This is a genomic window from Streptomyces milbemycinicus, from assembly GCF_002154605.1.
Taxonomy (GTDB): domain Bacteria; phylum Actinomycetota; class Actinomycetes; order Streptomycetales; family Streptomycetaceae; genus Streptomyces; species Streptomyces milbemycinicus.
Map to the genome: position 1 here is coordinate 17,627 of NZ_MUNE01000388.1, position 10,243 is coordinate 27,869.

Genomic DNA, 10,243 nt, shown 5'->3' on the forward strand with positions numbered 1-10,243 from the left:
ATGAGCCACCGAATGATTACGTGTTGCGACCGGAAGTGATCGATCGACATGCGTTCCTGACATGCATCGCGTAAGACTCCGTCCGGTATCTGCAACCACGAGCAAGGGAGTGTTCGAAATGCGGAAAACCGCAGGGGTGATCGCTCTGGGCGCCGCCTTGGCCTTGAGCAGCGTGGTGGGGACAGGAACAGGCGGCGTGGCAAGCGCCGCGCCCGCGCAGCCGAGGAGTCTGTACCCGGCCTCGGCGCTGGTGTTCAGCTACGGAGAGGGGGAGGACGCGGGCTCGGCCGCGGTGCGGCGCGCGGTGACGCTGAGCTGTCGCCCCACCTCGACCGGCACCCACCCGACGCCCGATAGAGCCTGCGCCGAACTGCGTGCGGTCGACGGGGAGTTCGGAGCGCTGACGGCCAGAACGGAGCACGGCCGGGCCTGTACGAAGGAGTGGCGCCCGGTCACCGTCACCGCCGAGGGGGTCTGGGAGGGCCGCCGGGTCTGGTACGAGCACACCTTCCCGAACCCCTGCCTCAAGAACAGCGTCCGGAGTCAGGTGTTCGACTTCTAGGTGCCTGAGCGCCTGAGCGCCTGAACCCCCAAGCGCTTTGAGCAACTGAGGGCTCTGACCGGCAGGGCCCCTGAGGCCCTGCCGGTCAGCACGTCAACCAGTCACCTCTCAGCCGATTCAGCCGATCTCGGCGCCGTACGCCTGAAGCGCCTCAGGCACCGGCTGGAAGAAGGTTTCGCCACCCGAGGAGCAGTCGCCGCTGCCGCCCGAGGTCAGCCCCAGCGCGGTGTCGTCCGCGAAGAGCGAGCCGCCGCTGTCGCCCGGCTCGGCGCACACGGTGGTCTGGATCAGCCCCTCGACCGTGCCCTCCTGGTAGTTGACGGTCGCGTCGAGGCCGGTGACCTCGCCGTCGTGCACCTTGGTCGTGCTGCCGCTGCGCTGCACCTTCTGGCCGACCGTCGCATCGCCGGCCTTGGTGATGGACTGCGTACCGCCGTAGAGGTTCACCTGGCTCGGGTGCGCGGTGTCGCCGGTGTACTTGACCAGCCCGTAGTCGTTACCGGGGAAGCTGCTGCCCGCGTTCTTGCCGATCTCCGGGCCGCCCTGGGACTCGGACCAGCTGCTGATCGCCTCGGTGCAGTGACCGGCGGTCAGGAAGTACGGCTCGCCGCCTTTGACGACGTTGAAGCCCAGCGAGCAGCGGCCGCCCTGGCCCCAGATGGCGTCGCCGCCCGCGATGAAGGTACGGAACGTCCCGGCCGAACGGCGCACCTCGACCTTGTCGCCGAGCCCGTCGGCCACCTTGTTCAGCCGGTCGAGCCGGGTTCCCTCGACCGTGCTGTCGGCCGTGACGACGACCTTGTCGGTCCTCGGGTCGACCGACCACGAGGTGCCGGGGATGGTCGCCTTGTCCTTCAGTACCGCACGCGCCGCGCCGAGCTGCGCCAGCGAGTACTTGACCGCCCTGGCCTCGGCCCCGGCCTCGCGCACCTGGTCGGCGGCTGTCTGGTCCAGGACGTTGACCACCAGCTTCCCGGCCTCGGCGTCGTAGTACGCCCCGGCCGCGCCGTCCTTGAGGTCGGCGATCAGGGCGGCCGCCGTCTGCCCGGCCTCGGTGGCCGAGAGGATGGGAGGCGGCGGCGGGGTGGGGGCGGCGTTGGCGGTCTGCAGGGAGAGGGCCCCTGCGGTCAGGGCCACGGCGGCGGCGCCGGTGACGGCCATACGGCGCCGGGATATGCGTCGGTGCTTCAACTCAAGCCTCCTGTGGGGGGTTGGGCCCGGCGATGAGGTACGTCGGACCCGGAGGGCTCTTGGCACAGGCGCGCCTGCCCGACAGAGGGCGCGTCCATGCCAAATTGCGCCGCCGAGTATTCCGGGGTGCGCGGGGCGCATACAAGGTCGCGTACACGTCGCACGGAAGATCACGAAAATGCGCCCCGTCGCGCCGGGCACGGCCGTGCGGGCGTACGGCAGTTCGAGACAGGGCTACCGCCGCGGGCCTTACCCCTGCAGGCCGATGAGGGCGTTGTACGCCTCTTGGACGAGGGCGTTGCCGGGGCCGGGGGCGGCGTTGGCCAGGGCTACCAGGGCCGTTGCATGGCGCGGGTTGAAGCCGGCGAAGGCCGTGAATCCGCGGGTGGCGCCCGAGTGGTGGTACAGGTCGGAGCCGTCGGGGCGTCGGCGGATGTTCCACACCAGGGACAGGCCGCGGCCGTTCGGCAGCCGGACCCGGGGGCGGGTGACATCGCTCAGAGCGGTCCGCAGCACGCCCGGGACAGCGGCCGAGGCGGGGGCAGGTGCCGGGGCGGGGGCCGGGACAGGGCCGAGGATGGCCTCGACGAGGGCGAGCAGATCACGCGCGCTGGTGCGGAGGGCTCCCGCGGCGGGCAGGCCGGGGATACGGAAAGGGGGCCGGGCTCGGCCGTACCAGTAGCCGGTGGCCTGCGCGCCCCCTTCGGCCGCCGAGGTGGCGCAGCCGGTGTCCCGCAGCCCGAGCGGCCGTAGCACGCGGGCGTCGAGGAGCGCGGGGTACGGGGTGCCGCCGGCCGCACCGGTCAGGGCGTGGCCCAGCAGGCCGAGGCCGAAGTTGGAGTAGCGCACACGGGAGCCGGGGGTGGCCCGCAGCCTGGTGCGGGCCAGCGCGCGCAGCACGTCGTCGGGGGTGAAGGCGGCGTACGGGTTGGTGAACAGCAGTGGGGCCGCCGAGCGGAGCAGCCCGGGTGGGAGGCGCGGCAGCCCGGAAGTGTGGGTGGCGAGATGGGTCAGGGTGATGGCGGCGCCGCCCAAGGGCAGGCGGGTGGCGGCGGGGAGGTGACGGGCGAGGGGGTCGTGGTGGCCCAGGTCGCCGCGGGCCGCCTGTTCGGCCAGCAGCAGGGCGGTGAACGTCTTGGTGAGGGATCCGGCTTCGAAGCGGGTGTCCGCGTCGGCCGGCACATGGCTGTGGTGGGCGACATGGCCGCGTACCACCAGGGCGCGGCGGCCTTCGCGGTGCAGCCCGACCGCGATCGCGCTGGCCCCGGGCGCCGCGGACAGCAGCATGCCGGTCGCCCGGCGCACTACGGCGGGGGCGAGCAGGTGGTCCGCGCCGGCTGCCGGGCCGTCCGAGAGGGCGCCGGTGGGGGTGTGGGTGGTCATGGCGCGGGGGTGCCAGGTGCGCCGGCTGCGGGGGTGCCGATGGCGGGGGCGTCCAGGGCGCGGGCCAGGGCGACGGTGGCGGCGATGGCGGCCACGATGGTGGTGTGCTGGTGGTCGTGGAAGCGGGTGACGGTGTCGTCGTCGACGGGCTGGTCGTCGCGGGGCATCAGACCGTCGGCGTGCTGGAGTTCCGCCAGGCGCCGCCAGTCGTCCGGCTCGGCGTACGGCGCGGGGAGGCAGCTGCCGACGAGCAGCAGCTCGCCGACCAGGTCCCACTGGCAGGTCTCGGTCCAGATGTCCGTCCACACCGGAAGCCAGCGGATGAGGTAGGCGGCCATATCGCCGGGCAGCCCGCCGGGTTGCCGGCCCCAGTCGGTGAGGTGGAAGACGGTGTGGGTGACGTGGTATCCGGTCATCCAGTCGATGCACCAGGGTGCCGGGGTGCCGCCGAGCCAGGTGGCCCGGGCCGACGTCGCCCAGTCGGGCGCCCCCGCACCGTGGTCGTGGCCGGTGATGCGCAGGGCGTTGGCGACGGCGAGCCTGCGGTTGGGCACATGCTCGACGACCTGTGCGGCGCCCAGCGCGGCGTGGTGGGGGATCAGCCGGTCCAGGCCGGGGTGGCGGTAGCCGGCCCGGGCGAAGTGGGCGTATCCCTCGATGGTGTCGGTGGCCAGGGGGTGGCGCAGCAGCCGCTCGTACAGCAGAGCGCCCTCCTTCAGCTGGGCCCAGCTGAAGTCCAGCAGTTCGCGGGCCAGAGCGGACTCGCGGCTGCCGGCGGTGCCGTCGCGCAGGACCAGGGAGGCGGCCAGCCCGGTCTCCGCGAGTGCCTTGTAGCCGTCCGTGTTCCCGGTGATGTCCCCGCCGTCCAGCGCGCCCAGCTGCCGGTGGGTGTGCAGCCAGCCCAGCGCGCGGGAGCGGATGTCATGGGCGACCCCGGCCAAGGCCGTGCTCATGCCCCTCCCTCCCGCTCAGTCTTGGCGCGCTTCCACGCGCGGGCTTCCCTCGTCACTGCTCGCTCCTCCGTCGCTGCGCGGCGCTCATGTGGTGGGCACCTCCAGGCCGAGCAGCCGGCGGGCGATCGCCGCGTCCAGCAGACAGCGGTCGTCGCCGCCGCGCAGCGCGATGTCCTCGGTCAGCAGGGCCACATCCAGCGGGAGCGCGACTCCGTCGGCGGCCAGCCAGGCCAGCCAGCGGGTGATACGCGCCGCGGTGGCGAAGTCCCGCCGCAGCAGCGCGCGGGTGGCGCCGCGGGCCAGGGCCAGGGCGCCGGAGCGCGCGGCCTGGTGCACGGGCCCGTCCAGACCGGGCAGCGCCAGCGACGCCAACTGCCCCATCCGTAGCGACCAGGGCACCCAGCCCTCGCCGCCGACCGCGCCATCGGCCGAGCGGTGGCGGGGCGCGCTGTCGTCACACGGCGGCGGCCCCTGCGGCACCGGTGCCGCGACACACCACGGGTCGGGGTCGAGCCGGGCCGCCACGGCGACCAGCCCCCAGTCGATCCAGGCCCGGAGCCACGGCCGCTCCCGCCCGTCCGGCGGCGCGGCGGGCGGGCGCTGTACGGGAGGCAGCGCCGAGAGGCTGAGGCGTACGGCGGCCGACTCCTCCGGCAGCAAGGCCCGGCCGGTCAGCACATACGGAGCCAGCGCATCGGCCCCCAGAACGCGCACGGCGCCCACCGCGACCGCCGCGCTCGATGTCACCGTCGCGCCGCCTCCGTCGCCGGCTACGGACGGCTCGCGATGCGCCGCCTGAGAATCCGCCGCCCGGAGGTGTGCCGCCACGACAGCCGTGCCCCCGGTGCCCCGCAGGGCATCGAGGGCACAGCGCGCCAAGAGCTCGGCCGATGCGCTGACCGCAGCGTGTGACCGCTCGGTGATCACCGGCGCCGAGGCTGCTTCGGGTCCCTCGGCTCCTTCGGCTCCTTCGGCGAAAGCACCATCACGACCAGGGTTGTCATGGCCGGGGTGTGCAGCGGAGCGCCGCTCACCGGCGCCTCAGGCCGCGCCATCAGCCCCTCCAGCAACTCCGCGTCCAGGGTCAGGCCGTCTCGCCGTTGTCTTTCGACCAGCATCGTCACTCCCGGTGAAGAGCGCCAACATTACGTGGATGCTTCCCTATCAAATCCCATGAGAGATCCCCAAGCACGACACACCGACCCAAAAGGGGAAATCATTAGTCATAGCGGCGCACAGCAGAGCCAGCGGTCCGCCGACGCGGACCGCTGGCTCTGCTGTGCCGCTGGTGCGGGGATCAGCTCCGGCGGGTCACGGTCTCGGGGCCCGTCTCCGTCCGCACTTCACGGCGCGGACGGGGCTCGGCACGGGGCTCATCCGGCTCGACCAGCTCGGGCATACCGGCGGATGCCGCGGCGGCGGGCCGATCCGCGGGCCGATCCGCGGGCCGGGGCTCCGGGGCGGCCCGGGTGCCGTCGGAGTGGGGCGCCTCCTGGCCCCTCTCGAGGAAGCGCAGCAGCTCCACGGGGATGGGCAGCACCAGCGTGGAGTTCTTCTCGGCGGCCACCGCCATCACGGTCTGCAGCAGCCGCAGCTGCAGCGCGGACGGCGTGGCGGACATCTGCTCGGCCGCCTGCGCCAGCTTCTTCGATGCCTGGAGCTCCGCGTCCGCGTTGATGACGCGAGCCCGCCGCTCCCGGTCGGCCTCGGCCTGGCGGGCCATGGAGCGCTTCATGGTCTCCGGCAGCGAGACGTCCTTGATCTCCACCCGGTCGATATGCACGCCCCACCCCACGGCCGGGCTGTCGATCATCAGCTCCAGGCCCTGGTTGAGCTTTTCGCGGTTGGACAGCAGATCGTCCAGGTCGCTCTTGCCGATGATCGAACGCAGCGAGGTCTGGGCCATCTGGGAGACCGCGAAGCGGTAGTCCTCGACCTGGATGATCGCGTCCGCCGGGTCCACGACCTTGAAGTAGACGACCGCGTCGACCCGCACGGTCACATTGTCCCGGGTGATGCCCTCCTGGGCGGGCACGGGCATGGTCACGATCTGCATGTTCACCTTGCGGAGCCGGTCGAAGCCCGGAGCGATCATCGTGAACCCCGGGGGCCGGATCCCCGACCGCAGCCGGCCGAGCCGGAGGACCACGCCCCGCTCGTACTGCTTGATCACGCGCGCCGCCGCCATCGCGTAGACGGCCCCGCACGAGAGCACGACCGCGCCTGCTGTCACAAGCTCCTGGACCATCACGGCCACCTGCCTGCCGTATCGCGAGCGATGCCCCATTTGGGGCGTTGTTGTCAACGATAGTCCCGCCCCGACGGGCCGGGGAGGGATGCGTCGGCAACCGAAATCGCCCGGAACGGCAGGAACCCCCGCCCGGAGGACCGGGCGGGGGTCACGGGGCTCGGCCGGGCAGCCGGCCGTGGGTCGCTACGGCCGTGGGGATCCGTACCGGCCGTGGATCGGGTGGATCAGGTGGATCAGCAGTGGATCGGGTGGATCAGCGGATCAGTAGACGCTCACGCCGTACGCGTTCAGCGCCTCGACGACCGGCTGGAAGAAGGTCGTACCGCCGGAGGTGCAGTTGCCGCTGCCGCCGGAGGTGAGGCCGAGGGCGGTGGTGCCGGCGTACAGCGGGCCGCCGCTGTCGCCGGGCTCGGCGCAGACGGTGGTCTGGATCATGCCGTAGACGATGTCACCGCCGCCGTAGTTCACCGTGGCGTTCAGCGCGGTGACCCGGCCGCTGTGGATGCCGGTGGTGGAGCCGCGGCGGGTGACCGTCTGGCCGACGGTGGGGTTGGCGGCGCTGGTGATGTCCTGGCTGCCGACGTTGCCGGTGGGGGTCACCGAGCCGCTGTACCGGACCAGACCGTAGTCGTTGGTCGGGAAGCTGGAGCCGGCCGTCGGGCCGATGGTCGTGCTGTGGCCGGAGTTGCTCCACCAGGTGCCCGCGCCGTCGGTGCAGTGACCGGCGGTGACGAAGTAGTTGGCGCCACTGCTGTTGCGCACGTTGAAGCCGAGGGAGCAGCGCCAGCTATCCGCGTAGATAGCGTCGCCGCCGGAGATCAGTTTGTTTATCTTGCCCGGGGTGCGCTTGATCTCGATCGCGTCGGCGTTCGCGCCGGCGGTGCTCTTGATCTTGGCTATCTCGGCCTGCGAGACGGTGCTGTCGGCAGTGACCACAAGGGTGTTGGTCGCCTTGTCGACATACCAGGCGGTGCCCGCGACGTCGGCCTCGAGCACGGCGCTGCCGGCCGCCTTGGCCTCGGCCGCGGTGGTCTTGGGAGTCGCGTCGCTTCCGGCGTAGGCGGGGGCGGCGAGCGCCGTCCCGGCCACCAGGGCCGAGGTGGCGGCGACCAGGGCGAGGCGTCTCGCGTGCTTGCTGTGGGGGGCGGTGCGCTTGATCCTCAACTCTTCCTCCGAGGGAATCGGGGGTCCGCTTGGGTGGGCAGGCCCGTGAGGCGCAGTCAACGAGCACACGAACAGGAACGCCGCGGTCGTTTCCGGCGTGCCCCTGACAAGCGCTCCCGGAAGTATTCGTGGAGTCAACCAAGGTGCGCAAGAGGACAATTAAAAAAGTCGTCGGCACAAGTCGCATGGCCCCGGCGGCTTCCGGCCACCGGGGCTGTGCACCCATCCCCTCGGGTACCTGGTTCGACGAGTCGGCGGGGGATCAGGTTCCGCTCGCTGCCGACGACTTCGCCCCGGGCCGTGAAAGACCGAGATGTTCGCGCAGCGTTCTCCCCTCGTACCGGGTCCGGAACACACCGCGCTCCTGGAGCAGCGGCACCACCCGGTCGACGAACTCGTCGAGCCCGCCGGGGGTCAGATGCGGTACGAGGATGAAGCCGTCGGCGGCCCCGGCCCGTACGAAAGCGGCCATCTCCTCGGCGACCGCCTCCGGTGTGCCGATGAAGGACTGCCGCCCGGTCGCCTCGATGACGGTCTGCCGGATGGACAGCCCCTTCTCCTCCGACAGCGCCCGCCACTTGGCGGCCAGGGCGCCCGGATCGCCGCGCCGCACCCGGCCCTGGACCCGCCCGGAGTCGGGGTCCGGATCGATGTCCGGAAGCGGCCCGTCCGGGTCGTAGCCGGACAGGTCCACGCCCCAGATCTGCTCCAGGGTGAGGATCGCGGTCTGCGGGGAGACCTGCTGCCGGCGGATCTCGGCGGCCTTCTCCTGCGCCTCGGCCGCGGTGTCCCCGAGCACGTAGGTCACCCCGGGCATGATCTTCAGATCCTGGGGCGCGCGGCCGTAGTCGGCCAGCCGCCGCTTGACGTCGGCGTAGAAGGCGCGGCCCGACTCCAGCGTGCCGTGCCGGGTGAAGATGATGTCGGCGGCGGACGCGGCGAACTCGCGCCCCTCGTCGGAGTCCCCGGCCTGGATGATCACGGGATGGCCCTGTGGGCTGCGCGGCACGCCGAACCGCCCCGAGATCCGGAACTGCGGCCCGGCGTGGTCGAAGGTGCCGGGGGCGCCGCCGTCCGGCCAGGAGTCCCACAGCTCGCGCGCCGTGGCGACGAACTCCGCGGCCCGGGTGTAGCGGTCGGCCCGGTCGAGATAGCCGCCGCGCCGGAAGTTCTCGCCGGTGAAGGCGTCGGAGGAGGTGACCACGTTCCAGGCCGCGCGACCGCCGCTGAGGTGATCCAGCGAGGCCAGCCGGCGGGCGAGTTCGTACGGCTCGTTGAAGGTCGCGTTGACCGTGGCGGCCAGGCCCAGCCGCTCGGTGACGGCGGCCAGTGCGTTGAGCACCGTGATCGACTCCGGCCGGCCGACCACGTCGAGGTCGTGGATGCGGCCGTTGTGCTCGCGCAGCCGCAGCCCCTCGGCGAGGAAGAAGAAGTCGAACAGGCCGCGCTCGGCGGTGCGCGCGAGGTGTTCGAAGGAGGAGAACTCGATCTGGCTCCCGGACCGCGGGCCGGTCCAGACGGTGGTGCTGTTGACCCCTGGGAAGTGCGCGGCCAGGTGCATCGTCTTCGCCGCCCCGTCGCTCATCGGACCGCCTCCCTCGGCTGCGCGTGCGGCTGTGTGTTCGGCTGCGCGTTTGGCTGTGCGTTCGGCTGTGCGTATTGGTTGGCCGGGCGGGTCAGGCCCAGGTGGTCGCGGAGCGTGGTGCCGGGGTAGAAGGTGCGGAAGAGCCCGCGGTGCTGGAGCAGCGCCACCGTGCCGTTGACGAAACGCTCCAGGTCGAGGCGCGGTACGACGGGCGTGACGTGGAAGCCGTCCACGGCCCCCGCCTGGTGCCAGCGCGCGATCAGCTCCGCGAGGTCGACCGGGCCGCCGTGGTACAGCGGAAGCCCGTCGGCCCGCGCCGCCAGCGGGCCGACGGGCGGCGGGAGTTCGGAGGCCGGTTCGCCCTCGCACAGGTCGACCGCGAGGGCGGCGAGCACGGTGAGCGCGTTCTCGTCGCGGCCGTACGCCACCGCGCGCCGCCGCAGCTCGTCGCGGATCGCGCCGGCCGCCTTGGGGGTGGCGGCCCGGACGTACGCCACATCGGCGTGGCGGGCCGCGGTCCGCCGGGCGACCGGGTCGGTGGCGTCGACCACGACGACCGGGTGGCCCTGCGGCGGCCTGGGCACGATGGATGGGCCGCGCACGCTGAACCGGGCGGACTCGAAGTCGACATAGTGCAGTTTGTCGCGGTCGACGAAGCGGCCCGTGGCCACATCGCGGATCTCGGCGTCGTCCTCCCAGCTGTCCCACAGCCGGGCGGCCACGTCCGCGACCTCCCCGGCCTCCGCCCACAGCTCCTCGGCGGGGGCGGCGGTGCGGCGGCCGATCAGCCGGGCCTCCGCCTCCGTCGCCGACACCTCGGCCCGCCAGCCCGCCCGGCCGCGGCTGACCCAGTCCAAGGTGGCCACGGCGCAGGAGAGATGGAACGGCTCGGTGTGGGTGGTGGTGACGGTCGGCACCAGGCCGATCCGCCCGGTGTCGGGCGCCACCCGCGAGAGCACCGCGAGCGCGTCGAGCCTGCCCTGCCCCTCCCCCAGCGGGCCCAGGGAGTCGTCCAGGGTGATGAAGTCGAGCATGCCGCGCTCGGCGAGGCGCGCGAGCTCGACGAAGTACGGCGCCTGGTACTGCCCGGTGCCGTCGACGGCGGCGGCCAGGTGGAGCAGACGGGGCCGGGGCGCGGGGCGTGCCCCGCGGGG

The 10,243-nt window shown here is 72.6% G+C and carries 10 protein-coding genes; 1 reads left to right on the plus strand and 9 read right to left on the minus strand.

Annotated features, from left to right (window positions below):
- The first annotated feature begins 196 nt into the window (after positions 1 to 196).
- On the plus strand, positions 197 to 562 hold the full coding sequence (locus tag CCN51_RS29625) for a subtilase-type protease inhibitor (RefSeq protein ID WP_319637677.1): 366 nt from the start codon (positions 197 to 199) through the stop codon (positions 560 to 562).
- 117 nt (positions 563 to 679) lie between these two features.
- Here CCN51_RS29625 and CCN51_RS29630 read toward each other — a convergent pair whose 3' ends face one another.
- The 9 genes from CCN51_RS29630 to CCN51_RS29670 form a co-directional block, all read right to left on the minus strand.
- Positions 680 to 1,753 carry a S1 family peptidase gene (locus CCN51_RS29630; RefSeq protein ID WP_014180840.1) on the minus strand — a complete coding sequence of 358 codons (1,074 nt, stop codon included), beginning with the start codon at positions 1,751 to 1,753 and terminating at the stop codon, positions 680 to 682.
- A 249-nt stretch (positions 1,754 to 2,002) separates the two neighbouring features.
- Entirely contained in the window at positions 2,003 to 3,136 is a 1,134-nt protein-coding gene (locus tag CCN51_RS29635; protein ID WP_014180839.1) for a serine hydrolase domain-containing protein, read from the minus strand.
- Complete coding sequence (locus tag CCN51_RS29640; protein WP_014180838.1) at positions 3,133 to 4,089, minus strand: DUF6895 family protein; 957 nt, start codon at positions 4,087 to 4,089, stop codon at positions 3,133 to 3,135. Before CCN51_RS29640 ends, CCN51_RS29635 begins: the two co-directional genes overlap by 4 nt.
- Before the next feature lie 84 nt (positions 4,090 to 4,173).
- Positions 4,174 to 4,836, minus strand: a complete 663-nt coding sequence (locus tag CCN51_RS29645) for a hypothetical protein (RefSeq protein WP_238545495.1) — start codon at positions 4,834 to 4,836, stop codon at positions 4,174 to 4,176.
- Between the two features lie 176 nt (positions 4,837 to 5,012).
- Positions 5,013 to 5,207 (minus strand): hypothetical protein, encoded by a 195-nt coding sequence (locus CCN51_RS29650; protein WP_014180836.1) that lies wholly within the window; start codon positions 5,205 to 5,207, stop codon positions 5,013 to 5,015.
- Between the two features lie 179 nt (positions 5,208 to 5,386).
- Positions 5,387 to 6,337, minus strand: coding sequence for a slipin family protein (locus tag CCN51_RS29655; RefSeq protein ID WP_014180835.1), 951 nt, complete (start codon positions 6,335 to 6,337; stop codon positions 5,387 to 5,389).
- A gap of 264 nt (positions 6,338 to 6,601) precedes the next feature.
- Complete coding sequence (locus tag CCN51_RS29660; RefSeq protein ID WP_014180834.1) at positions 6,602 to 7,504, minus strand: S1 family peptidase; 903 nt, start codon at positions 7,502 to 7,504, stop codon at positions 6,602 to 6,604.
- 262 nt (positions 7,505 to 7,766) lie between these two features.
- Positions 7,767 to 9,089, minus strand: a complete 1,323-nt coding sequence (locus CCN51_RS29665) for an NtaA/DmoA family FMN-dependent monooxygenase (protein ID WP_014180833.1) — start codon at positions 9,087 to 9,089, stop codon at positions 7,767 to 7,769.
- The coding region (locus CCN51_RS29670) for an LLM class flavin-dependent oxidoreductase (RefSeq protein WP_245881704.1) at positions 9,086 to 10,243 on the minus strand (1,158 nt) is incomplete at its 5' end. The genes CCN51_RS29665 and CCN51_RS29670, both read right to left, overlap by 4 nt.

Coding starts and splice junctions, on each gene's coding strand:
- CCN51_RS29635 (WP_014180839.1), bottom strand. CDS start 3,136: ATGACCACCCACACCCCCACCGGCGCCCTCTCGGACGGCCCGGCAGCC.
- CCN51_RS29640 (WP_014180838.1), bottom strand. CDS start 4,089: ATGAGCACGGCCTTGGCCGGGGTCGCCCATGACATCCGCTCCCGCGCG.
- CCN51_RS29650 (WP_014180836.1), bottom strand. CDS start 5,207: ATGCTGGTCGAAAGACAACGGCGAGACGGCCTGACCCTGGACGCGGAG.
- CCN51_RS29655 (WP_014180835.1), bottom strand. CDS start 6,337: ATGGTCCAGGAGCTTGTGACAGCAGGCGCGGTCGTGCTCTCGTGCGGG.
- CCN51_RS29665 (WP_014180833.1), bottom strand. CDS start 9,089: ATGAGCGACGGGGCGGCGAAGACGATGCACCTGGCCGCGCACTTCCCA.